Consider the following 22,873-nt stretch of genomic DNA (forward strand, 5'->3'; position numbering starts at 1 on the left):
AGGGCCGGTCGCTCCTCCGCCAAGGGCTGTTGTGGGGGAACTCACCTGTGGTGTCACCGGTTCGGCTGGAACCGGGGCGTGTGGGGTGTGCGATGGGGCGCGCGGCGGGGATTGCGCGCCGGTAACGTCGTCCCATGGACAGGTTCTGGTGGCTCGCGCTCGCGGCGGTGATGTTGCTGGCGCTCGTCGCCACGCTTGTCGACGGGTGGGGGCGGGGGTCGTCCCGACGGGTTCGGGGGGATCGGCCTCGGCCCGCTGAGATCTGGTGGGCGAATGTGCCCTACGAGGATCAACCCGGGGCTGCGAAGGATCGGCCTTGTCTGGTGCTTGCGGTGCGGGGGCGGAAGGTCACCGTCGCGAAGATCACCAGCAAGTATCACGATGGGCGGGGCGGGGTTATTCCCTTGCCGCCGGGTGCCGTCGGCGATGCGCGGGGGCGGGCGAGCTATTTGGAGACCGACGAGTTGCGTGCGGTGCCGGTGTCTGACTTCAGGCGGCGGGTGGGGGTGGTGGACCCGGTCCTTTGGGATCAGGTCCGTCACCTCACCGGTTGAGGGGTTCGTTTTCGGGTGCGGGTCCGTTGTGGCTGGTCGCGCCCCGCGGCGGAGCCGCAAATCGACACAGCCCCGCGCCCCTGAAAACCTCACCTCACGCCCAAAGTTGACCTTGCAGGGTCTTGATCGCTTCCTCTGTCGTCGGCGCCGTGTACACGCCCGTCGACAGGTACTTCCAGCCGCCGTCCGCCACCACGAACGCGATGTCCGCGGTCTCCCCCGCCGCTACGGCCTTCTTGCCGACCCCGATTGCCGCGTGGAGGGCCGCGCCCGTGGAGACGCCGGCGAAGATGCCCTCCTGTTGGAGGAGTTCACGGGTGCGGGTGACCGCGTCGGCCGATCCGACCGAGAAGCGGGTGGTGAGGACGGAGGCGTCGTAGAGCTCGGGGACGAAGCCCTCGTCGAGGTTGCGGAGGCCGTAGACCAGGTCGTCGTAGCGGGGTTCGGCGGCGACGATCTTCACGTCCAGCTTGTGTTCCCGGAGGTAGCGGCCTACGCCCATGAGGGTGCCGGTGGTGCCGAGGCCCGCTACGAAGTGGGTGATCGACGGGAGGTCGGTGAGGATCTCCGGGCCCGTTGTCGCGTAGTGGGCGCCCGCGTTGTCCGGGTTGCCGTACTGGTAGAGCATGACCCAGTCCGGGTGTTCGGCGGAGAGTTCCTTGGCCACGCGGACTGCTGTGTTGGAGCCGCCTGCCGCGGGGCTGGGGATGATTTCCGCGCCCCACATGTTGAGCAGGTCACGGCGTTCCTGCGAGGTGTTCTCGGGCATCACGCAGACCATGCGGTAGCCCTTGAGCTTGGCCGCCATGGCCAACGAGATACCCGTGTTGCCTGAGGTCGGCTCCAGGATCGTGCAGCCTGGGGTGAGGCGGCCGTCCTTCTCCGCCTGTTCGATCATGTGCAGGGCCGGGCGGTCCTTGACCGAGCCGGTCGGGTTGCGGTCCTCCAGCTTGGCCCAGATGCGGACGTCGGCGGACGGCGAGAGCCGCGGCAGGCGCACCAGAGGGGTGTTGCCCACCGCGGCCAGCGGGGAGTCGTAGCGCATCGAGGATCAGGCCATGCCGCCGGCGACGGCCGGCAGGATCGTGACGCTGTCGCCGTCGGTCAGCTTGGTGTTGATGCCGTCGAGGAAGCGGACGTCCTCGTCGTTCAGGTACACGTTGACGAAGCGGCGCAGCTCGCCGCCGTCCACGATGCGGGCCTGGATGCCCGTGTGCCGGGTCTCAAGGTCGGCGAAGAGCGCGGCGAGGTTCTCACCGGCACCCTCGACGGCCTTCTCGCCGCCGGTGTAGGTGCGGAGGATGGTGGGGATGCGGACCTCGATGGCCATGGCAAGGGGCTCCTGTCGGAAGCGGAACGGGTCTGGTCTCGGTGGGCACATGCCTGCGTGCCGCGGCGCACGGCCGTGCGGCGACAGCGCGCTGTCAACAGATGGCGCTGTTCAGCCTGCACAGGTCGACGTGCAGCCGCGCCACGAGCAGCATGCCCGGCGCCTTGTCGCTCACGTCGAGAAGAACCATGGGCTCATCGTATCGATTCCCGGCCGGGGCCTCGGTATGTGATCTCACATTTCGGACGAAATTCGGTCGGGGGGTGAGACAGAGCAGCTCAGGCGGACTGCCGGAGGACCAGCCGGGTCGGGACGACGACGGACGGCACGGCCGGGAACTCGCCCTGCCGGAGGTCCTGTTCGGTACGGCCGAACAGCAGCCGGGCCATCAGGCGTCCCATCTCCGCGACGTCCTGGTGGACGGTGGTCAGCGGCGGGTCGGTCGCCTCGGAGATGGCGACGAGGTCGTCGAAGCCGATGACGGCCACGTCGTCCGGGACCCGGCGTCCGCGCTCGCGCAGCACCTGGAGGGCGCCGGAGGCCATGAGGTCGGAGGCGACGAAGACGGCGTCCAGGTCGGGGTGGCGGTCCAGCAGCGCGGCCATGGCGTCGGCGCCGCCCTGCCGGGTGTAGTCGGCGCGTTCGACCAGGTGGGGCGCGGTGTCCAGGAGGACGTCCCGGTAGCCGGCGAGCCGGTCCGCGGCGGAGTTCTCCTGGTCGTAGGGGCCGGCGACGGTGGCGATGTGTTCGCGGCCGAGGGTGACCAGATGCCGGACGGCCTGGCGGGCGCCGCCGCGGTTGTCGCCGTCGACGTAGGCCTGGCCACGCACGGGGTCGCCGTCGCGCAGGAAGGGGCGACCGCCGAAGACGGCGGGCAGGCCGAGCCGGTCGACCATCTCGGGGAGCCGGTCGCCGGGGCGCAGCGAGAACAGGATCGCGCCGTCGACGTGGCCGCCGCCGAGGTAGTCGGCCACCCGCGCGTGGTCGTCGGGCTCGTCCAGGAACAGCAGGACGGCCTGGGAGCCGTGCCGTGCGAGTTCGGCGCGGATGCCGCGCAGCAGGCAGTCGAAGTAGGGGTCGAGGAACAGCCGGTTCTCGGGCTGGGAGGCGACGACCGCGACGGCGCCCGTGCGGCGGGTGACCAGTTGCCGGGCCGCCTGGTTCGGCACGTAGCCCAGTTCGGCGATCACCTCCCGGACGCGGCCCACGACCTCCGCGCTCACCTTGGGCTCGCCGTTGACCACCCGCGACACCGTGGACTTCGAGACACCCGACCGGCGGGCGACATCCTCCAGCGTGGGGCGCCGTGCGTTCGACCGCTGCGTCAACACCATCTCCGATACGGCGAGTTGGGCGGTGCGCACCAGCCCGGTGCGTACGCGGTCAGTATGCCTCTACGACCTTGACGTCCTCCTCCGTGATCTCCCCGTCCAGGATCTGGTACGAGCGGAACTGGAAGGGGCCGGCCTCGTCGGTGTCGGCGGTGGAGACGAGGACGTAGTGGGCGCCGGGCTCGTTGGCGTAGGAGAGGTCGGTGCGGGAGGGGTAGGCCTCGGTCGCGGTGTGGGAGTGGTAGATGATCACCGGCTCCTCGTCGCGGTCGTCCATCTCGCGGTAGAGCTTCAGCAGGTCCTGGGAGTCGAACTCGTAGAACGTGGGCGAGCGGGCGGCGTTCAGCATCGGGATGAACCGCTCGGGGCGGCCCTCGCCCACCGGGCCCGCGACGACTCCGCACGCCTCGTCGGGGTGGTCGGCGCGCGCGTGGGCGACGATCTGGTCGAAGAGGGCCTGGGTGATGGTCAGCGTCGGCATGGTCGTCAGGATAAGCAGAAGGGCCCTCTCGTACCGAGTGGTGGTACGAGAGGGCCCATATGCCGAAACGGTCGGTCAGTGGACCTTCTCGAACTCCGGCTCGCGGCGCTCGGTGACCTGCGGGTTGCGGAGCTTGAGGGCGAACCAGCCGACGAGCAGGGCGATGGCCCAGCCGGCCATGACGAAGAGGCAGACCCGGGAGTCGGGGTCGTAGGCGATGAGGCCGGTGACGAAGAGGAGGAAGGCGATGGCGATCCAGCTGCACTTCGCGCCGCCGGGAGCCGGGAAGGACGAGGCGGGCAGGCGGCCCGCGTCGACGGCGCGGCGGTAGAGGACGTGGCTGATCAGGATCATCAGCCAGGTCCAGATGCCGGCGGCGGTGGCCACGGACGTGACGTAGCCGAACGCCTTCTCCGGGACGACGTAGTTGAGGACCACGCCGATGCCCATGAAGGCGACGGAGATGGTGATGCCGAGCGCCGGGGTCTTGGAGGCGGACAGCCTGCTGAAGGCGCGCGGGGCCTCGCCGTTGTCCGCGAGGGTGCGGAGCATGCGGCCGGTGGAGTACATGCCGGAGTTGCAGGAGGAGAGGGCGGCGGTCAGGACGACGAAGTTGACGATGCCGGCGCCGGCCGGGATGCCGATCCTGGCGAAGGCCTCGACGAACGGGCTGACGCCCGGGGCGAATTCGGTCCACTTGACGACGCAGAGGATCACGGTGAGGGCGCCGACGTAGAAGAGGGCGATGCGCCACGGGAGGGTGTTGATCGCCTTGGGGAGGGTCTTCTCCGGGTTCTCGGACTCGCCCGCGGTGACGCCGACGAGCTCGACGGCGAGGTAGGCGAACATGACGCCCTGGAGGGTCATCAGGGACGAGCCGATGCCCTTGGGGAAGAAGCCGTCGAACTGCCAGAGGTTGGCGACGGAGGCGGTGTCACCGGCCGAGCTGAAGCCGAAGGTGAGCACGCCCAGGCCGATCACGATCATGCCGATGAGGGCGGTGACCTTGATCATCGAGGCCCAGAACTCGATCTCGCCGAACACCTTCACCGAGATCAGGTTGGCGACGAACAGCACGACCAGGAAGACCAGCGCCGACGTCCACTGCGGGATCGCCGGGAACCAGTAGTGGACGTAGATCGCGGCGGCGGTGAGTTCCGCCATGCCGGTGACCACCCACATCAGCCAGTACGTCCAGGCGGTGAAGTAGCCGAAGAACGGGCCGAGGAACTCGCGTGAGTACTCGGCGAAGGAGCCCGAGACCGGGCGGTAGAGCAGCAGTTCGCCGAGGGCCCGCATGATGAAGAAGATGATCACGCCGGCGAGGGCGTACATCAGGATGAGGCTGGGGCCCGCCTTGGCGATGTTCGCCCCGGCGTTGAGGAACAGTCCGACGCCGATGGCGCCGCCGATCGCGATCATCTGGACCTGACGGCTGCCGAGCCCGCGCTCGTACCCCTCCTCGGGGGTCTTGTCCGTCTCGGCCTGAGCGGAGGTCATGTGTGGTGCGCCTTTCTCCGAATCCCCCCATGGACTTGGAGCTGCCCGGCCGAGGTCCGTCGGCCGCATGGCGAACCCGGCGGGACATGGGTGGCGTCCGCCGGGCAGTCGTGAAGATCTATCACGGTCGCAATCGGGATCGACGGGGATGTTTGTGGCGTACACCACAGGAAGAAGTGGACAAAAAGCAGCGACGGCCAGCATTCCTGGCCGTCGCGGTGACGTGATCGTTATGCGGATTTGAGGGTCCGCTGAGCGAACGGAACGGCTGCTCCGGTCAGCGCATCAGGGTCGTGACCAGCGTCTCCTGGAGGCCGCCCAGCCAGAGGTACGCCATCACCATCGGCTTGCGCGGGTCCTCGTCCGGGAGCCGGTAGAGGTCGTCGGTGTCGTCCTCGTCGGTGATGTCGAGGCGTGAACCGATCGCCAGGCGCAGGTCGTTGAGCGAGCCGAGCCACTGCCGGGACTCCTCGGCGGTCAGCTTGAGGATCGCGCCGCCGTCGCCGCCGGGGGTCAGCGAGTCGAGGGTGCGGACCACCGCGAGGGCGTTCTCGCGCTTGCCGGCCCTCAGGTCGTTCTCGGTGAAGCGGCGGAACTCGGCGGAGTGCGCCAGCTTCTCCTCGGCGTCCTGGGGCGAGTCGGGGGCCTTCTCGGGGTCGCTGTAGGCGTCCGGGAAGAGCCGCCTCAGCACCGGGTCGGCGGGCGGCTCGCTCGGGCCCTCGGCGAAGAGCTCCGCGAGGGGGTCGTCGGAGGCGTCCTCCCCCGGGCCCGGCCCGATCAGCTCCAGGAGCTGGACGGCCAGCGACCGGATGATGGAGATCTCGACGTCGTCGAGGGCTACGGCGGCACCGCCGCCGCGAAGGGGTTCGAAGTGTCCTGGCATCGGGATGGGTCGCTACTTCCGGTCCTGCTGGAGGGTGGCCCACAGACCGTAGCCGTGCATGGCCTGCACGTCGCGTTCCATCTCCTCGCGGCTTCCGCTGGAGACGACCGCGCGGCCCTTGTGGTGGACGTCCATCATGAGCTTGGTGGCCTTGTCCTTGGAGTAGCCGAAGTACGTCTGGAAGACGTACGTCACATAGCTCATGAGGTTGACCGGGTCGTTGTGCACGATCGTGACCCAGGGGACGTCCGGCTCGGGTACGGCGAAGACCTCCTCCGCCGACTCGGTGCGTTCGATCTCCAGGGGTGCGGGTGACGTCACACGGGCCATGCTGCCACCACAAGGGGGCCTCCGCACAAATGGACCCCACAAATCGTCAGAGTGACGAGATGGGAGTACCATCCGTTGCCATGAACACAGCGGACCTTGGGCTGCCGGTGGACGTTCCCTCGACGGCGCTCTTCACCGACCACTACGAGCTGACGATGCTGCAGGCCGCCCTCAAAGCGGGTACGGCCGACCGGCGTTCGGTCTTCGAGGTCTTCACCCGGAGGCTGCCGGAGGGCCGCCGCTACGGCGTCGTCGCGGGCACCGGGCGCGTCCTGGACGCGGTGGAGAACTTCCGGTTCGACGCGGACGTCCTCGGCTTCCTGCGCGAGCGGAACGTCGTCAACGAGGAGACCCTCGCGTGGCTCGCCGCCTACCGCTTCAGCGGTGACGTCTGGGGCTACCCGGAGGGCGAGGTGTACTTCCCCGGCTCGCCGATCATGCGGGTCGAGGGCTCCTTCGCCGAGTGCGTGCTCCTGGAGACCGTGATCCTCTCCATCCTCAACCACGACTCCGCGATCGCCGCCGCCGCCTCCCGCATGGCCTCCGCCGCCGGGGACCGCCCGCTGATCGAGATGGGCGCCCGCCGCACCCACGAGCTGGCCGCCGTCGCCGCCTCCCGCGCGGCCTACGTCGGCGGTTTCGCCACCACCTCCGACCTCGCGGCCGGCTTCCGCTACGGCATCCCCACCGTCGGCACCTCCGCGCACGCCTTCACCCTGCTCCACGACAACGAACGCGACGCGTTCCAGGCACAGGTGGACTCGCTGGGCCGGAACACGACGCTGCTCGTCGACACGTACGACGTGACCGAGGCCGTCCGTACGGCAGTTGAGGTCGCCGGGCCCGAACTGGGCGCCGTCCGCATCGACTCGGGCGACCTGCTGCTCGTCGCGCACCGGGTGCGGCAGCAGCTGGACGAGCTGGGCGCCGTCAACACGAAGATCATCGTGACCTCCGACCTGGACGAGTACGCCATCGCCTCGCTGGCGGCGGCGCCCGTGGACGCGTACGGCGTCGGCACCCAGCTGGTGACCGGCTCCGGGCACCCGACCTGCTCGATGGTCTACAAGCTGGTCGCGCGTGCCGAGTCCGCCGATCCGAAGGCGCCGCTGGTACCGGTCGCGAAGAAGTCCAGCGGGGGCAAGACGTCGATCGGCGGGCGCAAGTGGGCGGCACGGCGACTGGACGGCGAGGGGATCGCGGAGGCCGAGGTGATCGGCACCGGGCCGGTACCGGCCGAGCTGGCCGACCGGCAGTTGCTGGTGGAGCTGGTCAAGGGCGGTGAGGTCGTCGCACGCGAGCCGCTGGACGTCGTACGGGACCGGCATGCGGGGGCGCGGGCCAACCTGCCGTTGTCGGCGACCCAGTTGTCGCGTGGGGAGGCTGTTCTTCCGACGGAGTACGTGCATCTGCGGTCGGGTAGTTAAGAACCGCTGATGAAGACCCCTGGTTAAGACCTGTACGAAAATCAGGGGTACGCCCTCCCGTAGTGCCGCCGGAGTCTCTAGGCTCGAATCTCACTCACCGTCGAAGGACACCACCATGCGCCGCGCCTTGATCGTCGTTGACGTGCAGAACGACTTCTGCGAAGGGGGCAGTCTCGCGGTGGCCGGTGGTGCCGACGTGGCCGCCGCCGTGACCGAGCTGATCGGGCAGGCGCCCGCCGGCTACCGGCACGTCGTGGCCACCCGCGACCACCACATCGCGCCCGGCGGCCACTTCGCCGACAACCCCGACTACGCCCACTCCTGGCCCGCGCACTGCGTCGCGGGCACGGAGGGGGTCGGGTTCCACCCGAACTTCGCGCCCGCGGTCGCCTCCGGCGCGATCGACGCCGTCTTCGACAAGGGGGCGTACGCGGCGGCGTACAGCGGGTTCGAGGGGCGGGACGAGAACGGGGTGTCGCTCGGGGAGTGGTTGCGGGCGCGGGAGATCGACGAGGTGGATGTGGTCGGGATCGCGACGGACCACTGCGTGAAGGCGACGGCGTTGGACTCGGTGCGGGAGGGGTTCCGTACGCAGGTGCTGTTGGACCTCACGGCCGGGGTGGCTGAGGAGTCCACGGATCGGGCGTTGGAGGAACTGCGGGCGGCCGGGGTTGAGTTGACGGGGAAGCCGGTCGTCTAGCCGTTGTTTGGCTGCGGGCCGGTGGGGGCTGGTCGCGCAGTTCCCCGCGCCCCTAAAGGGGCGCTTCGGCTCGCGGGGTTTCCACTGGTTCCGTTGCCGGGTGTTGACGGCTCAATGCCTCGCCCTCGATGTCGACGTTGGGTAGCAGCCGGTCCAGCCAGCCCGGTAGCCAGGAGATGCGGTCGTCCAGGATGGCGAGGACGGCCGGTACGAAGGCCATGCGGACGATGAAGGCATCGAAGAGGACGGCTATCGCCAGGCCGAAGCCGATCATCTTGATCATGGAGTCGCCGGCCGTGATGAAGCCCGCGAAGACCGAGATCATGATGAGGGCGGCGGCCGTGACGACCCGGGCGCTGTAGCGGAACCCGGTCGCGATCGACGCGTGGGCCGCGCTGCCGTGGACGTAGGCCTCGCGGATGCGGGAGACGAGGAAGACCTCGTAGTCCATGGCCAGGCCGAAGACGATGCCCACCAGGAAGATCGGCATCAGGCTCATGATCGGGCCGGTGCTCTCCACGCCCAACAGGCTTGCGCCCCAGCCCCATTGGAAGACCGCGACCACGCAGCCGAGCGCGGCCAGCACCGAGAGCAGGAAGCCGACGGCCGCCTTGATCGGGATGACTATCGAGCGGAACACCAGGAGGAGCAGGAGGACTGCCAGGCCTACGACCACTATCAGGTACGGGATCAGGGCGCCGCTGACCTTCTGGGCCACGTCGATGTTCAGGGCGGTGGTGCCGGTGACCTCGAAGGTCGCGCCGGGGGCCGCCGCTACGATCGCGGGGCGGTCGTCGCGGATGGTGTGGACGAGGTCGACGGTCTTCTGGCTGGTGGGCGCCTCGGCGGGTACGGCGGTGAACAGGGCTGTGTTTCCAGTGGAGTTGAAGCGGACCGGGGTCACCGACACCACGCCCGGTACCGCCGCGATCCGGCGCTCGACCGTGGCCGCCGCGGCCTTGGGGGCGGAGGCCTTTGTCAGGTCCACTACGACCGTCAGCGGGCCGTTGAAGCCGGGGCCGAACGCCTTCGCGAGGTCGTCGTAGGCGCGGCGTTCGGTGGTCGCGGTGGACTTGGCCTCGTCGCCGGACTGGCCCAGTTGCAGGCCCAGCACGGGGAGCGCGAGGACCACCAGGCCGACGACCGTGCCGAGCAGGACCGGCCAGGGGTGGCGCAGCACGAACCCGGCCCAGCGGCTGCCCATGTTGCCGGCCACGCCCTGGATGCGCCGTCCGGTCGTCTTGTAGCGGCGGGAGAGGACGGCACGGGGCCAGAAGCCGAGCAGGGCGGGGACGAGGGTCAGCGCGATGAGGACGGCGAGGACGACCGCGCCGGCCGCACACAGGCCCATCTTGGTGAGGAGTGGGATGCCTACGACCGAGAGGCCGGCGAGTGCGATGACGACCGTGAGGCCCGCGAACACCACCGCCGAGCCCGCCGTGCCGACGGCCAGGCCCGCCGCTTCCTCGGTGGTGTGGCCGTTGGCGCGTTCCTCGCGGTAGCGGAAGACGACGAACACCGCGTAGTCGATGCCGCAGGCCAGGCCGAGCATCGTGGCGAGGGTGCCGGTCGTGCTGGACAGGCCGAACGTGCTGGCCAGGGTCGTGATCGCGGTCATGGAGATGCCGACGCCGAGGATCGCGGTCAGCAGCGGGAGCCCGGCGGCGGCGAGCGACCCGAAGGTGATCAGCAGCACTACGGCGGCGATGGCGACGCCGAGGACCTCGCCGACTCCGCCCGCCGCGGGCTGTGCGGCCAGGGCGGTGCCGCCGATCTCGACGGTGAGGCCGGAGTCGCGGGCCTGCCGGGCGGCGTTCCTGAGGTTGTTCTTGGCGGTGTCGGAGAGGTCGTTGGCCTGCACGGTGTACGTGATCGTCGAGTACGCCGTCGTCGCGTCCTTGCTGACCGCGTCCGCCTGGAAGGGGTTCACGGCGGAGGCCACCTGCGGGCCGCCGGAGACCTCGTCGACGAGTCGGACCACGGCCGCCCGGTCCTTGCCAGTGGTGATCTTCTGTCCGTCGGGGGCGACGAAGACCACACGGGCCACGGCGCCGTCCGCCTGCGCTCCGGGGAAGCGCTGCTGGATCAGGTCGAAGGCCCGCTGGGACTCGACGCCCGGGGTGGAGAAGGTGGTGGCGGGGGCTTCGGCCGCCTTGGCGGAGGCGAAGCCGAGGGCCGCGAGGATCACCACCCAGAGGATGGTCACGTACCAGCGCCGGCGGAAGGCCAGGCGCCCCAGGCGGTAGAGGACGGTAGCCACGAGGGCCTCCGGCGGTCTTTAGGGTGCCCCGAGCCATCTCAGGATGGGGTGCATCGGGGCGGACCGCCTGTCGGGGGCACGCGAGGGCACGTCGTCGGTTGGCTGCGGGCCGGTGGGGGCTGGTCGCGCAGTTCCCCGCGCCCCTAACGGGGCACGAGGCCCTGACAATGCTCAGGGCACTGTTGCGAAGGCCCGCGGCGCCTACAGCGCCCCTTCAGGGGCGCGGGGAACTGCGCGACCAGCCCCCACCGGCCGGCAGTCAACGCACTACCCCCCTCACGCCGCCGCCGGAGGCCTCCGCATCAACGCCCGAATCGGGTGCCACAGCTCCTGCGGCAGCTCCTGGCCGGGGATCACGACAGCGTTGTCAGGCGCCGGTGCCGTGCGCCATATCAGGCCGTCGGGGTGGTGCAGGACGGCGGTGATCTCGTCCGGGGTCGGTGGGGCCGCGTTGCCGCGCAGGTAGACGGCCCGCATACCGAGGTTGCGGAGCCTGGTCAGGGCCCGGGCGCGGTTGCGGGCGTGGACGAGCACGCGGACGCATTCGTCGCCCTGGGCGGTGGGTCTGGGCAGGTTCAACGCCACCACCACGCTGCCTGTGGGCAGCTTGCAGAAACCTCCTGCGGACAATGCGGTCACACCCCCTGGCGGGTCGAGTTCGAGGTCGGTGTCAATAAGCCGAGCACAGGACGCACCTAAACACGGATCGGCGGCGACCCGCCAGGGGGTCACCGCCGATACGTGTTTGACCTGCGCTTTTACCGACTACTTTGCCGAAGGTCCGACCTGGACGCTGACCGTCGAGCCACTCAGCGGCTCCTTGACGATCTTGATCCGGGTGTTGGTGTCAGTGATCTTGACACCGGCCGTCGGGTTCGACGTGTCGTAGTAGGTCGACTTGCCGTCGTCGAAGACCGGGACGCCGGGCTGCGACTTGATCTTGGTGGCCACGTCGGCCTTGTGCAGCGTGACCGAGTCCGTCGGGTACCAGCTGAACGGGGAGTCGTAGGCCTGGACGCGGTTGCGCATCAGCGTGCCGTCGGTCCACTTCAGCTGCGTCGGGTGCGAGTCGATCGGCAGGATCAGACCCTCGCCGGGGTGCGCGCTGGTGTTGTCGTCCGCCTGCGAGGTGTCCCACTTCCAGATCAACAGGCCGTTCTGGTAGGCGTAGTGCTCCACCCAGTCCGGACGGGTCGTCGAGAAGCCGAAGTTGTACGGGCCGACCTTCAACACCTTGTCGTACGACACGTACTGACGGTTCTCGGCGATGTAGTACTGCGCGTAGTCGTCCACGAAGGACGAGCCGATGCGCGAGAAGCCCTTCGCCGTCCAGGCCGCGTCCGCGGACTCGGCGTTGTCGGAGAAGAGGGTGGCGCCGTCGGCGGTCACCGTGATCTCGTCGGCCGCGAAGCCCTTCTGCGCCACACCGCTGTCCGTCTGGTAGCGGAAGCGGACGTCGATCTTCTGGCCCGCGTAGGCGTCCAGCGGGTACGTCAGCTTCTGGTACGCCGCCGCCGTGCCGGTGAGGGCCGGGTTGCCGCTGCCGTCACGCGGGATGGCGGAGCCGTCGGCCAGCTTGCCGTCGATCGGGGTCCAGGTCGCGCCGCCGTCCTTCGACACCTCGGTGTAGAGGTAGTCGTAGTCCTTCTCGGTGTCGTAGTAGCCGTCCAGCGTGAGGGCGGCGGACGACTTGCCGGTCAAGTCGACCGAGCGGGACAGGGTGTTGCTCAGGTTGTTGCCGCTGCCGCTCCACCACTGCGTGGCACCCTGCGCCGGGGTGACCACCTCGGTGGTGACCGCCTTCTGGGGCAACTGGACCACCAGCGCCTGCGGGTTCTTGGTGTTGTACTCCGCGACGCCCAGCGTGTGCTTGGACTTGGTGCCGGCCTTGGCCACGTCGTAGTCCAGCCAGCCCAGTTGGAGCTTGTCCCAGGCGTTCATGTCGCCGGGCAGGTCGCCGATGGCTTCCTTGCCGGTGCCGAGCCAGGAACCGGACGACATCAGCGTCCAGAAGCCGGTGGAGTTCTCGCCGCCCGCGGTGTCGTACTCGTCGGGCAGGCCGAGGTCGTGGCCGTACTCGTGGGCGTAGACGCCGAGTCCGCCGTTCTCCGGCTGGATCGTGTAGTCGCCGACCCAGACGCCGGTGTCGCCGACCTGGGTGCCGCCGAGCTTGTTGGTGTCCGGTCCGGTGGAGCCGGCGTCGGTGCCGAAGGCGTACCAGCGGTGGGCCCAGATCGCGTCCTCGCCCTGCGCGCCGCCGCCGGCGGACTCGTCCTCACCGGCGTGCACGATCTGGAAGTGGTCGATGTAGCCGTCGGGCTCGTTGAAGTTGCCGTCGCCGTCGTAGTCGTAGCGGTCCCACTGGTCGAACTGGGCCAGCTCCGTCTTGATCTCGGCGGCGGTGTCACCGGCGGCCTCGCGCTGGGCGACCCAGGCGTTGACGCCGTCCTGGACCGCGTACCAGGCGCCGGTGGAGGCCTTGTTGGAGCCGTAACGGGCCTCGTTGTAGGGGACCTTGACCCAGTCGGTGACCTCGCCGTCGACCGAGTAGCGGCCCGAGGACTGCTTCTCGTAGTACTTCTTGAGCGACTCGGTGTTCTTGCCGGTGCCGAAGTACAGGTCCTGGAAGTGCGCCTGGTTGTAGTCCGCCTGCCAGGCCGTGGAGTTGTCCTTCGCCCTGTCGGGCGCGGCTATCTGGTTGTGCAGCGGGCCGACGGTGCCGCCGTAGCGGGTGTCCACCTTGTCGCCGAACTCGACCAGGATCGTGAAGATCTTGTCGGTCTTCTCCCGGCTCAGCTCTACGTACTTGCTCTTGCCGCCCTTGCTCTTGAGCTGGACGACCTGCGAGCCGTTGCGGTCCTTGACCGACGCCTTGCCGGATATGACCTGGTTCAGGGCCTCTTGGCGCTGCGCGTCCTGCGTCTTGCTCAGCGGGCCGTCGAGGTCGTGCTCCTTCTGCGCGACCGGCGCGGGGTCGTGCCGGTCCACGCCGGCGGAGCCGGCCGTGGTTCCGGCCTCCGCCACGGCGAACGTCGAGAACGTGGCGGTGGCCGCCGCGAGGGCGACGCCCACCGCGGCCGCTCTGAACGTCCAGGGTCTGCTGGTCACTTGAGGTCCTCCCCTGCGCGCACCCGACCGCGCGGAAGGGGGGTCCTGGAGTCAGGGAAGGGCCGCGCGCGGTGTACGCGTGATAGTCAAGTGACGTTATTTGACTAGAGGTTTACGAGAAAAGACAGACCTTGACTTGAGCAGGACAAGTGCACTATGCGAAGCAGGGGTCCGCTTTACGGACACCCGCGGCCGACTCGTCCATCGCTCAACAGGCGCGTGCATCCGTCCACTTCGTGGACGGTATGACTCCGTGCGCCCCCCATGCTCCGGAGCCGTGTGTTAGGTCACGCTTACTGCCGGTTCCACTCGGGCATGCAGGCGAATAGAGTCGATTGGCGGAACGCCCGGAGCCGGCGGAAAGCCAGGCCGACATCGTAGTCGCACCCCCCTTTCACAGCCTCCCCTCCGATTCCTAACGAGGACTCGATTGCCATGCCTCGTCCGACCGCCGCACAGCTCGCCTACGGTTCGTTCACCGTGATCTTCTCGACGCTCGCCATGCTGCTGCTGTCACAGACGACTTCGGGTCTGGGGATCGCGGTCATCGCATTCGCCGCGCTCGCCCTCGGCCTGCTCGTCTCGCTGACGGTGCCGCAGCCGAAGAGCCGAGCCGCCACCCAGGCCGCCGCCCAGGCCGCACCACCAGCCGCTCTGCCGGAGCGCGTAGTGGTGCAGCGCGAGACCGTGTCCGCCTCGGTGTCGGCGAAGCCGGTACGGGAGCGGATCACGCCCTAGACCAAGCTCAGCTCTGCCCAGACATACGCATCGGCGGGTCCGTTTCCCACGGACCCGCCGATCGCTGTGTACCCCCCTGGTCACGTCAACGCGTGCTGACCACCACGGTCTTGGCGGCCTTGTCGTGCAGTCCCTGCTTGTACGGCTTGTCGAAGAAGCTCCAACCGCCGCTGATCGCGGTCCAGATGCAGGCGCAGCAGAACGCGAACGGGATCCACAGCACCGCCGCGCGGATCAGGTTGGTCTGCACCGAGGGCGTCGACCCGTTGTCGAGGTTGGCCACCCGCAGGCCCAGCCACTTCTTGCCCAGCGTCTGACCCGACTTGGTGAGCATCACGGTGTCGTAGCCCATGTAGAGCACGGCCGCGGTCAGCGACTGCCCGAGCGACTTGGCGTAGGAGACGCTGTCGGAGTTGACGTCGTACTCGTGCACGCCGAAGGCCCAGGTGACCAGCCAGACGACGATGCCGACGAGGATCAGGTCGATGATCCGGGCGAGCGTGCGCCGGCCGCTGTCGGCGAGCGGGGGCATGCCGGCGAGGGGGTCGCTCGGGTAGGAGCCGCCGCCGTAGGGGTCACCACCACCGCCGCCACCGTACGGCGGGGGCTGCGGAGGCTGGTTGCCGTACGGCGGGTCGTACGGTGAGCCCGATCCCTGGCCAGGAGGGGGCTGCTTCCTGAACGGGTCGTCTTCCGGCGGCTGCTGGCCGGAGCCCGAAGGCGGTTCGGTACTCATGGCCCGAGTCGACCGCGAACCCTCCGGCTCCGCATCCGGCGAGCGGCCGTCCGGGGTACGGAATCAGGTACCCCGAATGCCCTACACCCCTATGCCGCTACGAACGTATGTGCTGCCTTGTCGTGCCAGCACTGGTGCCAGGGCCGGTCGAACAGGCACCAGGCGACGCCGACGACTCCGATGCCGAGCAGGCCGGGGACGCTGTAGACCAGCCAGCGGCGCAGGGCCGCGCCGAAGGTGGGCGGCTCGTGGCTCTCGATGCCCCGGACCTCAAGACCGCAGAGCTTCTTGCCCAGCGTGCGGCCCCACTTGGCGGTGGGCAGCGCCTCGTAGAGGACACCGAAGAGGAGGAGTACGGCCAGGACGATGCCCAGGTAGGCGGCCGTGGTGCCGTCGAGCAGCCACACCGTTTCGGCACGGCCGGAGAGCTTGGCCGCGTCGATCTTCTCGTTGATGTGGTCGACCGCCTTGGTGCCGAGCGGTACGGCCGCCGCGGCGGTGACCGCGCCGAGCACGACGGTGTCGAGGAGCCGGGCGACCAGCCGCCTGCCGAGCCCCGCGGGCCGGGCCGCCGCCTGCCGCCGGGCAGCCGCCTGGAACACGTCCTCCACGGGCGGCTTCCAGGGCGCCACGGGCCCGTCCTCGTCCCCGGCCAGCCGGTGCACCTGCTGCGCCCAGGACGGCTGCCCGCCGCCGACACCGGAGGCCATGGGCGTGGATACGGCGGCACCCTGCGGCTGCGCCTGGCCGGGCTGCTGAGGGACGCCGGGGGCGGACTGCTGGGGCCCGGAGAGGGCCGTGGAGGCGACGGCGGGCGCGGCGGGGGCGGGCGCCCCGGTGCCGGTGCCCGCTTGGCCCGCCTGGGCCTGTGCGGCACGGGCGGCGGCTGCCTTTCCGGCGCCGAAGCCGGGGCCGGAGGGGTCGCCGAAGGGGGTGTTCCCGGCGGGGCTGTCGGGGCCGAAGCCGCCGGCGGCGGAGCCGGTTCCCACGGGACCCTGCACACCGGAACCACCGGCGTCGACCCCGGCCGAGCCCTGCGGACCGAAGCCCCCCGTGCCTCCGCCCTGCGCCCCCGGCGCCCCGCCCTGTTGAGGCGTGCGCGGGGTCGGGCGGCGGAAAGTCGTCGTTCCCTCGTCGGGGATGGGACTGGAGGGGGCCGGGATGTCCGCGCCGGGGACGCGGCCGTCCGGCGGGGCGGGGGTGTCGGCGGGCACCCTCGGGTCCGGTGCGCCCCAGGAGACGCGGCGGTCCTGGTCGCCGCCGAAGCCGCTCTGGCGGGAGCGGTCCGCGCCCCACGCGGCCGCCGGTTCGGGGCGGCTGCCGTGCTGGACCTGAGCCGGACTCACCTGGTTCTCCGGTGCGGGGTCCTCGTCGAAGAAGTGCGGCCCGGTCTCCTCGACGGACGGGCCCGCGCCGGGCGCGCCGAGCGGCAGCCCGTCCGACGGCGCCGGACGGCTGGTGCCGGGCACCCAGGCCGCGCCGTTCCAGTACCGGACATATCCAGGAATGGACGGGTCCGGGTAGTACCCCTCGCGGGGCCTGTCGTCACCGGGTGCCGGGGTTGGGGCGCTCATGTCCGTCGTCCCGTATCTGCTCGGAGGGTCGAATGGGGGTGTCCACATCTATCAGACCCGCGCAACCGCCACTGCCCGTCCCGCCGGACCCACCCCTTTCCGGGCAACCTCGTGCACGGAGTCCACACGCTCCGAAGCCCCGCGAAGCCTTCGTGACGCGGCGCGGAAAAAAAGATTCCCGAACTCGCGTAATGCTTACGCCCGCACGCCCTCTCCACTCGTACGGGCCCACCGCGGGGCCCGGTCAGCGAGAGGAGACACACGTCATGCACACAGTGGTAGAGCGGGAGTTGGAGCTCAAACTCATCCTGTCGCCGGAGCGGAGTATTCCGGTCCCGGCCAGGCTGAGCTATCGCACCGACGACCCGTACGCCGTCCACATCTCCTTCCACATCAACTCCGAGCACCCGGTGCACTGGACGTTCGCCCGAGAACTGCTCGTCGAGGGGGTGTTCCGGCCGTGCGGGCACGGGGACGTACGGGTGTGGCCGACGAAGGTGGAGCGGCGCAGCGTCGTCCTGATGGCGCTGAGTTCACCGGACGGAGACGCCCTCCTGGAGGCCCCGGCCGCCCAGGTGTCGGCGTGGCTGGAGCGCACCCTGCGGGTGGTCCCTCCGGGCTCTGAGGCCGAGCAGCTCGGCATCGACGACGGCCTGGCCGAGCTGCTCGCACCGACCCCGGCCGACGACCTGTGGCTGCGCGACCCGTGGCCGTCGGACGAGTCGCGGGACGGGGAGTGAGTTCGGAAAGTGTGTCACTTTCGGCGAAAGTGTCACACTTTTCGGGGAAGGGTGTCCCGCGCCCGCGTCAGAAGAGCTTGCCGGGATTGAGGATCCCCAGCGGGTCGAAGCTCGCCTTCACCGCCCGCTGCATCTCCACGCCCACCGGGCCGATCTCGCGGGCCAGCCACTCCTTCTTCAGGACGCCGACGCCGTGTTCGCCGGTGATGGTGCCGCCGAGTTCCAGGCCGAGGGCCATGATCTCGTCGAAGGACTCGCGGGCGCGCCGGGACTCGTCGGCGTCCTGCGCGTCGAAGCAGACGGTGGGGTGCGTGTTGCCGTCACCGGCGTGCGCGCAGACGCCGATCGTCAACTGGTACTTCTCCGCGATCCGTTCCACCCCTTCGAGCATCTCGCCGAGCCGCGACCGGGGCACGCACACGTCGTCGATCATCGTCGTGCCCTTGACCGCCTCCAGCGCCGTGAGCGACAACCGCCGCGCCTGGAGCAGCAGTTCGGACTCGGCGGCGTCCTCGGCGGGGACGACCTGCGTGGCTCCGGCCGCCTCGCAGAGGGCTCCTACGGCGGCCAGGTCGGCGGCCGGGTCCAAGGTGTCGAAGGCCGCCAGCAGCAGCGCCTCCGTCGTCTCCGGCAGTCCCATGTGCGCGAGGTCGTTCACGGCCTTGACGGTCGTACGGTCCATCAGTTCGAGGAGGGACGGCACGTGCCCGTCGGCGATGATCCGGCACACGGCGTCGCACGCCGCCGCCGCGGACCCGAACTCGGCCGCCAGCACGAGCTGTTGGGGCGGCTGCGGCTTCAGCGCCAGGATCGCCTTCACCACGATCCCGAGCGAGCCCTCCGAGCCGACGAACAGCCGGGTCAGGTCGTATCCGGCGACCCCCTTGGCCGTACGCCGGCCCGTGCTCATCAGCCGCCCGTCGGCGAGGACGACGTCGAGGCCGAGGACGTACTCGGCCGTCACCCCGTACTTCACGCAGCACAGCCCGCCCGAGGCGGTGCCGATGTTGCCGCCGATCGTGCACATCTCCCAGCTGGAGGGGTCGGGCGGGTAGTACAGGCCGTGTTCGTTGACCGTGCGGGAGAGGGTCGCGTTGATGACGCCCGGCTCGACGACCGCGATGCGGTCGACCGGGCTGATCTCCAGGATGCGGTCCATCTTGACGAGGGACAGGACGATGCAGCCCTCGGAAGCGTTCGCCGCGCCCGACAGGCCGGTGCGGGCGCCCTGCGGGACGACCGGGAGGCGCAGTTCGGTGGCGACGCGCATGACGTGCTGGACCTGTTCGACCGTGCGCGGCAGCACGACCACGGCGGGGGTGCCGGACGGGCAGAAGCTCGCCATGTCGTTGGCGTACGAGACCGTGATGTCCGGGTCGGTCAGGACGGCTTCGGCGGGCAGCCCGGCCAGCAGCCGGTCGACGAGGGTCCCGGTGTCCTGGTCGCGAGGCGCTTCGATACGGCTCATGATCACAGCGTCGCACTCGCGGCCATCGGTGTGAACCCCGTCCGCGCATGGCTTTGGGTGCCGGGATGTGGTCGTCGTACTGACGCACAGTGAGCGCCATGGAGAACGAACAGCGGAGCCCTGGTACGTCCCTGGTGGCGGAGCCTCTCAAGCGCCGCTCCCCCGTTCTGCGGCGGGTGCTGATCGCCACGGTCGCCGCGGGTGCCGTGGTCGGCGGGCTGCTGGTGCTGCTGCCCGAGGAGCCGCGCCCCGCGCCGCCGCCCGCGCCGGGACCCAAGGCGCAGGCGCTGACCGCGGTCACCGCCGGGGTGCCGGCCGCGCTGCCCGACCTGGCCGCGCTGATCGGCGACCGTGAGGCCCGGGTGCGGGTCCGTCCGCGGGACGCGCGGTCGTGGGCGGTGCTCGGCGTGGCCTATGTGGAGCAGGGGCGGCGGACCGGGGACACCCTGTACTACCCCAGGGCCGAGGAGGCCCTCCGTACCTCGCTGAAGGTGCGCGCGAAGGGCAACGACGCGAGCGCCGTGGCGATGGACGGTCTGGCGGCCCTGGCGAACGAGCGGCGGGACTTCCGCACGGCGCGGAGCTGGGGCGAGGCCGCGGTGAAGCTGGCGCCGAAGCGGTGGACGACGTATCCGCTGCTCATCGACGCCTACACCGGCCTCGGCGACTACAAGGCGACCAAGCGGACCCTCGACAAGCTGCTGGAGCTGCACTCCGGGCCCGCCGTGATGGCGCGGGCCGCCGCCGTCTACCGCGACCGGGGCTGGCGCGAGGACGCCGCCGCCCAGCTCGCCGACGCCGCGACGAAGGCCACCGCACCCGCCGAACAGGCCGCCTGGCTGCAGCGCGCCGGGGAGCTGGCCTGGGAACGCGGGGACCGCGAGGTCGCGCTACGGCATTTCGAGGCGGCCGTACGGATCGACCCCGACCAGCGGGAGGCCCTGGCCGGAGAGGGGCGCACGCTGGCGGCGATGGGCCGCACCTCGGAGGCGCTGAACGCGTACCAGGTCGCCCTCGCCAAGCAGCCGACTCCTCAATACGCTCTGGAACTGGGCGAGTTGTACGAGTCGCTGGGACTCGCGCAGGCGGCCCGCGTGCAGTACGACACCCTGCGGGCGCTCGCCGCCAAGGACGCGGCGGCCGGGGTCGACGACGAGTTGGTCCTCGGCGTCTTCGAGGCGGACCACGGGGACGCGCAGGATGCCGTACGGCGGCTGCGGGCCGAGTGGACCCGGCAGCCGGGCATTCCGGTGGCCGACGCGCTGGGGTGGGCGTTGCACCGGGCCGGGCAGGACGAGGAGGCGTTGAAGTTCGCCTCGGTGGCGACGGACAAGGTGCACGGGGGCGGGGTACGGGACGCGCTGTACGCGTTCCACCGGGGCATGATCGAGCGGGAGTTGGAGAAGTTCGCGTCCGCGCGCCGGCATCTTCAGGAGGCGTTGCAGATCAACCCGTACTTCTCGCCGCTGCGGGTGCCGCTGGCGCAGGCGGCGTTGGCGGCGCTGGGCGAGCCGCCCGAGGAGGGGCTGCCGACGGACAAGGAGCCGCAGGAGAAGCCGAGTTGAGGGCTCTCGCGGACAACTGCGGCTACGGCTACGGCTTGTAGCAGAGGGAGAACTTTCGTGCCCCCGCCTCCCCGGACGCGAACCCGACGCACAGCCGCGTGCTGGGCTCGGTGCGGACGGCGAGGCCCTCCGGCTCGCGGTACGTGAGGGTGTACGCGGCCTCCGTGCGGGTCTGCTGGACCAGTTCGCCGGTGCGGATGTCGAGGCAGGAGAGGTAGGTGTTGCCGTGCTTCGCGGGCGGGTTGGTCGTGGAGTCGTAGGCGGTGCCCGCGAGTTGGTAGAGGTGGTCGCCGTCGAGGGCGTAGCCCTGGAACGGGATCGACGGGTCGGGGTGGGCGCCGGTCTGGGCTATGTCGGCCAGCGGAGTGGCGTAGTCGCGGGCTACGAAGGCGTCCAAGTCCCAGACCCTGTAACGGGGTTGGTTGGCGAGGCGGTAGCGGATCGCTATGCGCTTCGACGTCATGCAGACCGTGGGCTGGTTGTTGGTGGAGTTCGCGATCGGCTTGCGGATCGCCACGTCCGCGGAGGTGCGGGTGGCGCCGTTCACGAAGTGGAAGCGGGTGACGCCCTGGCCGTAGGCGCCCCCGGAACCGGCCTTCGCGGCGGCCTCGGTCCAGATCCACACGTCGCCGTCGGAGGTGTTCTGCACGCCCATGCTGACGCCGTGCCCGAAGCCCTGGAGGTGCATGTGGCCGAGCAACTCGCCTGTGTGGTCGAGCTGGTTGAGGCACAGGTTGCCGACGTCGGCGCCGCCCTGCCTCAACTGGAGGACGTACAGGCGCTGGTGGACCTCGTCGAGCGCGAACGACTGGAGCACCGTGGGCTCGTGCAGGGTGCCCTTCTGCCACAGCCAGCGTGCCGGCGATGCGGTCAGGTCGATCGGCGCGTCTGCCACGGTCCTCCCAAGTCCCTTGCGGGACCCGTGTGTTACAGGTTGCCCCGCTTCTCCTGCTCCCGCTCGATCGCCTCGAACAGCGCCTTGAAGTTGCCCTTGCCGAAGCCCATCGAGCCGTGCCGCTCGATGAGTTCGAAGAACACCGTAGGACGGTCCTGGACCGGCTTGGTGAAGATCTGGAGAAGGTATCCGTCCTCGTCGCGGTCGGCGAGGATCTTCAGCTCGCGCAGGGTGTCGACGGGGACGCGGGTGTCGCCGACCCACTCGCCGAGGGTGTCGTAGTAGGAGTCGGGGGTGTCGAGGAACTTCACTCCGGCCGCGCGCATGGTCCGTACGGTCTGCACGATGTCGTTGGTGTTGAGCGCGATGTGCTGGACGCCCGCACCGCCGTAGAACTCCAGGTACTCGTCGATCTGCGACTTCTTCTTCGCCACGGCGGGCTCGTTGATCGGGAACTTGACCTTGAGCGTGCCGTCGGCGACCACCTTCGACATCAGCGCGCTGTACTCGGTCGCGATGTCGTCGCCCACGAACTCCTTCATGTTCGTGAAGCCCATGACCTTGTTGTAGAAGCCGACCCACTCGTTCATGTGGCCGAGCTCGACGTTGCCGACGCAGTGGTCGATGGCCTGGAAGGTGCGGTGGGCGGGGGCCGCGAGGAGGGGTGCGGCGGGGGCGAAGCCGGGGAGGTACGGGCCGTCGTAGTCGACACGCTCGACGAGGGTGTGGCGGGTCTCGCCGTAGGTGGCGATGGCGGCGAGGACGACCGTGCCGTGCTCGTCCTTCAGCTCGTGCGGCTCGGCGAGCGAGCGGGCGCCGTGCTCGACGGCGTACGCGTACGCGGCACGCGCGTCCGGCACCTCGATGGCGAGGTCGACGACGCCGTCGCCGTGCTCGGCCACGTGCCGGGTGAGGAACTCGCCCCAGGGGGTGGCGGGCCTGATGACGGAGGTGAACACGAAGCGGGCGGAGCCGTTGGTGAGGACGTACGAGGCGGTCTCGCGGCTGCCGTTCTCCGGCCCGGAGTAGGCGACCAGCGTCATACCGAAGGCCGTGGAGTAGTAGTGCGCCGCCTGCTTGGCGTTGCCCACGGCGAAGACGACCGCGTCCATTCCCTTGACCGGGAAGGGGTCGGCCTGCCGGGCGGTGTCGGGAGTGTGGTGAGTGGTCTGGGTCATGACCGAAGGCTCCCGCTCCTTCACAAGGTGCGCAATAGTTCGCGTATTCACTGGGCATTGTGTTCAGTGATACGG

22 protein-coding genes are annotated in these 22,873 nt (G+C 69.9%); 6 read left to right on the forward strand and 16 right to left on the reverse strand.

Annotation, left to right across the window (positions count from 1 at the left end; genetic code table 11):
- Window positions 1-134: 134 nt before the first annotated feature.
- Window positions 135-554, forward strand: coding sequence for a type II toxin-antitoxin system PemK/MazF family toxin (locus AB0I69_RS30295; RefSeq protein WP_363098887.1), 420 nt, complete (start codon window positions 135-137; stop codon window positions 552-554).
- 94 nt (window positions 555-648) lie between these two features.
- Here AB0I69_RS30295 and AB0I69_RS30300 read toward each other — a convergent pair whose 3' ends face one another.
- The 8 genes from AB0I69_RS30300 to clpS all read right to left on the reverse strand — a co-directional run bounded on the left by AB0I69_RS30300 (window position 649) and on the right by clpS (window position 6,409).
- The gene (locus tag AB0I69_RS30300) at window positions 649-1,599 is read right to left on the reverse strand and encodes a cysteine synthase (protein ID WP_363098888.1); all 951 of its coding nucleotides are present in this window, start codon (window positions 1,597-1,599) and stop codon (window positions 649-651) included.
- Window positions 1,600-1,605: 6 nt separating this feature from the next.
- Window positions 1,606-1,884 (reverse strand): MoaD/ThiS family protein, encoded by a 279-nt coding sequence (locus AB0I69_RS30305; RefSeq protein WP_317886863.1) that lies wholly within the window; start codon window positions 1,882-1,884, stop codon window positions 1,606-1,608.
- A gap of 94 nt (window positions 1,885-1,978) precedes the next feature.
- Entirely contained in the window at window positions 1,979-2,074 is a 96-nt protein-coding gene (locus AB0I69_RS30310) for a putative leader peptide (RefSeq protein WP_317774922.1), read from the reverse strand.
- 88 nt (window positions 2,075-2,162) lie between these two features.
- Window positions 2,163-3,218, reverse strand: coding sequence for a LacI family DNA-binding transcriptional regulator (locus AB0I69_RS30315; RefSeq protein ID WP_363098935.1), 1,056 nt, complete (start codon window positions 3,216-3,218; stop codon window positions 2,163-2,165).
- A gap of 49 nt (window positions 3,219-3,267) precedes the next feature.
- Entirely contained in the window at window positions 3,268-3,696 is a 429-nt protein-coding gene (locus tag AB0I69_RS30320) for a M67 family metallopeptidase (protein WP_363098889.1), read from the reverse strand.
- A 75-nt stretch (window positions 3,697-3,771) separates the two neighbouring features.
- A complete protein-coding gene (locus tag AB0I69_RS30325; protein ID WP_363098890.1) occupies window positions 3,772-5,196 on the reverse strand; it encodes an amino acid permease in 1,425 nt (474 codons plus the stop codon).
- Window positions 5,197-5,473: 277 nt separating this feature from the next.
- Window positions 5,474-6,079 (reverse strand): DUF2017 domain-containing protein, encoded by a 606-nt coding sequence (locus AB0I69_RS30330; RefSeq protein ID WP_363098891.1) that lies wholly within the window; start codon window positions 6,077-6,079, stop codon window positions 5,474-5,476.
- Window positions 6,080-6,091: 12 nt separating this feature from the next.
- Complete coding sequence (gene clpS / locus AB0I69_RS30335; RefSeq protein WP_317885767.1) at window positions 6,092-6,409, reverse strand: ATP-dependent Clp protease adapter ClpS; 318 nt, start codon at window positions 6,407-6,409, stop codon at window positions 6,092-6,094.
- A gap of 80 nt (window positions 6,410-6,489) precedes the next feature.
- Here clpS and AB0I69_RS30340 point away from each other — a divergent pair, with 80 nt between their 5' ends.
- Both AB0I69_RS30340 and AB0I69_RS30345 read left to right on the forward strand, forming a co-directional pair.
- Window positions 6,490-7,836, forward strand: a complete 1,347-nt coding sequence (locus tag AB0I69_RS30340; protein WP_363098892.1) for a nicotinate phosphoribosyltransferase — start codon at window positions 6,490-6,492, stop codon at window positions 7,834-7,836.
- 115 nt (window positions 7,837-7,951) lie between these two features.
- On the forward strand, window positions 7,952-8,536 hold the full coding sequence (locus tag AB0I69_RS30345) for an isochorismatase family protein (RefSeq protein WP_363098893.1): 585 nt from the start codon (window positions 7,952-7,954) through the stop codon (window positions 8,534-8,536).
- A gap of 52 nt (window positions 8,537-8,588) precedes the next feature.
- Here AB0I69_RS30345 and AB0I69_RS30350 read toward each other — a convergent pair whose 3' ends face one another.
- From AB0I69_RS30350 to AB0I69_RS30360, 3 genes are all read right to left on the reverse strand, one after another.
- The gene (locus AB0I69_RS30350) at window positions 8,589-10,796 is read right to left on the reverse strand and encodes an MMPL family transporter (RefSeq protein ID WP_363098894.1); all 2,208 of its coding nucleotides are present in this window, start codon (window positions 10,794-10,796) and stop codon (window positions 8,589-8,591) included.
- A 276-nt stretch (window positions 10,797-11,072) separates the two neighbouring features.
- On the reverse strand, window positions 11,073-11,426 hold the full coding sequence (locus tag AB0I69_RS30355; RefSeq protein WP_363098936.1) for a hypothetical protein: 354 nt from the start codon (window positions 11,424-11,426) through the stop codon (window positions 11,073-11,075).
- Between the two features lie 135 nt (window positions 11,427-11,561).
- Window positions 11,562-13,904, reverse strand: a complete 2,343-nt coding sequence (locus AB0I69_RS30360; RefSeq protein ID WP_363098895.1) for an immune inhibitor A domain-containing protein — start codon at window positions 13,902-13,904, stop codon at window positions 11,562-11,564.
- A 435-nt stretch (window positions 13,905-14,339) separates the two neighbouring features.
- Between AB0I69_RS30360 and AB0I69_RS30365 the strand changes: the two genes are divergently transcribed.
- Complete coding sequence (locus tag AB0I69_RS30365; RefSeq protein WP_363098896.1) at window positions 14,340-14,642, forward strand: hypothetical protein; 303 nt, start codon at window positions 14,340-14,342, stop codon at window positions 14,640-14,642.
- Between the two features lie 85 nt (window positions 14,643-14,727).
- Here the strand turns inward: AB0I69_RS30365 and AB0I69_RS30370 are convergent, their stop codons facing one another.
- Window positions 14,728-15,378: an RDD family protein gene (locus tag AB0I69_RS30370; protein WP_363098897.1), complete on the reverse strand. Its 651-nt coding sequence runs from the start codon at window positions 15,376-15,378 to the stop codon at window positions 14,728-14,730.
- Window positions 15,379-15,467: 89 nt separating this feature from the next.
- Window positions 15,468-16,952: an RDD family protein gene (locus AB0I69_RS30375; RefSeq protein ID WP_363098898.1), complete on the reverse strand. Its 1,485-nt coding sequence runs from the start codon at window positions 16,950-16,952 to the stop codon at window positions 15,468-15,470.
- Between the two features lie 266 nt (window positions 16,953-17,218).
- On the opposite strand from AB0I69_RS30375, the gene AB0I69_RS30380 reads away from it, so the two are divergent.
- Complete coding sequence (locus AB0I69_RS30380; protein WP_363098899.1) at window positions 17,219-17,692, forward strand: SsgA family sporulation/cell division regulator; 474 nt, start codon at window positions 17,219-17,221, stop codon at window positions 17,690-17,692.
- A gap of 67 nt (window positions 17,693-17,759) precedes the next feature.
- On the opposite strand, the gene AB0I69_RS30385 is transcribed toward AB0I69_RS30380, so the two are convergent.
- The gene (locus AB0I69_RS30385; protein WP_363098900.1) at window positions 17,760-19,166 is read right to left on the reverse strand and encodes an FAD-linked oxidase C-terminal domain-containing protein; all 1,407 of its coding nucleotides are present in this window, start codon (window positions 19,164-19,166) and stop codon (window positions 17,760-17,762) included.
- A gap of 92 nt (window positions 19,167-19,258) precedes the next feature.
- Between AB0I69_RS30385 and AB0I69_RS30390 the strand changes: the two genes are divergently transcribed.
- Entirely contained in the window at window positions 19,259-20,725 is a 1,467-nt protein-coding gene (locus tag AB0I69_RS30390) for a tetratricopeptide repeat protein (protein ID WP_363098901.1), read from the forward strand.
- A gap of 28 nt (window positions 20,726-20,753) precedes the next feature.
- On the opposite strand, the gene AB0I69_RS30395 is transcribed toward AB0I69_RS30390, so the two are convergent.
- Together AB0I69_RS30395 and hppD are read right to left on the reverse strand one after the other, a co-directional pair.
- Window positions 20,754-21,620: a Teichoic acid biosynthesis protein C (Precursor) gene (locus AB0I69_RS30395; RefSeq protein WP_363098903.1), complete on the reverse strand. Its 867-nt coding sequence runs from the start codon at window positions 21,618-21,620 to the stop codon at window positions 20,754-20,756.
- A 32-nt stretch (window positions 21,621-21,652) separates the two neighbouring features.
- Window positions 21,653-22,798 carry a 4-hydroxyphenylpyruvate dioxygenase gene (gene hppD / locus AB0I69_RS30400; protein ID WP_363098904.1) on the reverse strand — a complete coding sequence of 382 codons (1,146 nt, stop codon included), beginning with the start codon at window positions 22,796-22,798 and terminating at the stop codon, window positions 21,653-21,655.
- Between the last annotated feature and the right edge of the window lie 75 nt (window positions 22,799-22,873).

Source organism: Streptomyces sp. NPDC050508, assembly GCF_040655155.1.
Lineage (GTDB): Bacteria > Actinomycetota > Actinomycetes > Streptomycetales > Streptomycetaceae > Streptomyces.

What these genes read in the sequence shown, in the direction of transcription:
- AB0I69_RS30380 (WP_363098899.1), top strand. Translation starts at nt 17,219, where the DNA reads ATGCACACAGTGGTAGAGCGGGAGTTGGAGCTCAAACTCATCCTGTCG.
- clpS (WP_317885767.1), bottom strand. Translation starts at nt 6,409, where the DNA reads ATGGCCCGTGTGACGTCACCCGCACCCCTGGAGATCGAACGCACCGAG.
- AB0I69_RS30310 (WP_317774922.1), bottom strand. Translation starts at nt 2,074, where the DNA reads ATGGTTCTTCTCGACGTGAGCGACAAGGCGCCGGGCATGCTGCTCGTG.
- AB0I69_RS30370 (WP_363098897.1), bottom strand. Translation starts at nt 15,378, where the DNA reads ATGAGTACCGAACCGCCTTCGGGCTCCGGCCAGCAGCCGCCGGAAGAC.
- AB0I69_RS30320 (WP_363098889.1), bottom strand. Translation starts at nt 3,696, where the DNA reads ATGCCGACGCTGACCATCACCCAGGCCCTCTTCGACCAGATCGTCGCC.
- AB0I69_RS30390 (WP_363098901.1), top strand. Translation starts at nt 19,259, where the DNA reads ATGGAGAACGAACAGCGGAGCCCTGGTACGTCCCTGGTGGCGGAGCCT.
- AB0I69_RS30345 (WP_363098893.1), top strand. Translation starts at nt 7,952, where the DNA reads ATGCGCCGCGCCTTGATCGTCGTTGACGTGCAGAACGACTTCTGCGAA.
- AB0I69_RS30325 (WP_363098890.1), bottom strand. Translation starts at nt 5,196, where the DNA reads ATGACCTCCGCTCAGGCCGAGACGGACAAGACCCCCGAGGAGGGGTAC.
- AB0I69_RS30305 (WP_317886863.1), bottom strand. Translation starts at nt 1,884, where the DNA reads ATGGCCATCGAGGTCCGCATCCCCACCATCCTCCGCACCTACACCGGC.
- AB0I69_RS30315 (WP_363098935.1), bottom strand. Translation starts at nt 3,218, where the DNA reads ATGGTGTTGACGCAGCGGTCGAACGCACGGCGCCCCACGCTGGAGGAT.
- AB0I69_RS30295 (WP_363098887.1), top strand. Translation starts at nt 135, where the DNA reads ATGGACAGGTTCTGGTGGCTCGCGCTCGCGGCGGTGATGTTGCTGGCG.
- AB0I69_RS30340 (WP_363098892.1), top strand. Translation starts at nt 6,490, where the DNA reads ATGAACACAGCGGACCTTGGGCTGCCGGTGGACGTTCCCTCGACGGCG.
- AB0I69_RS30365 (WP_363098896.1), top strand. Translation starts at nt 14,340, where the DNA reads ATGCCTCGTCCGACCGCCGCACAGCTCGCCTACGGTTCGTTCACCGTG.
- AB0I69_RS30300 (WP_363098888.1), bottom strand. Translation starts at nt 1,599, where the DNA reads ATGCGCTACGACTCCCCGCTGGCCGCGGTGGGCAACACCCCTCTGGTG.
- AB0I69_RS30375 (WP_363098898.1), bottom strand. Translation starts at nt 16,952, where the DNA reads ATGAGCGCCCCAACCCCGGCACCCGGTGACGACAGGCCCCGCGAGGGG.
- hppD (WP_363098904.1), bottom strand. Translation starts at nt 22,798, where the DNA reads ATGACCCAGACCACTCACCACACTCCCGACACCGCCCGGCAGGCCGAC.
- AB0I69_RS30330 (WP_363098891.1), bottom strand. Translation starts at nt 6,079, where the DNA reads ATGCCAGGACACTTCGAACCCCTTCGCGGCGGCGGTGCCGCCGTAGCC.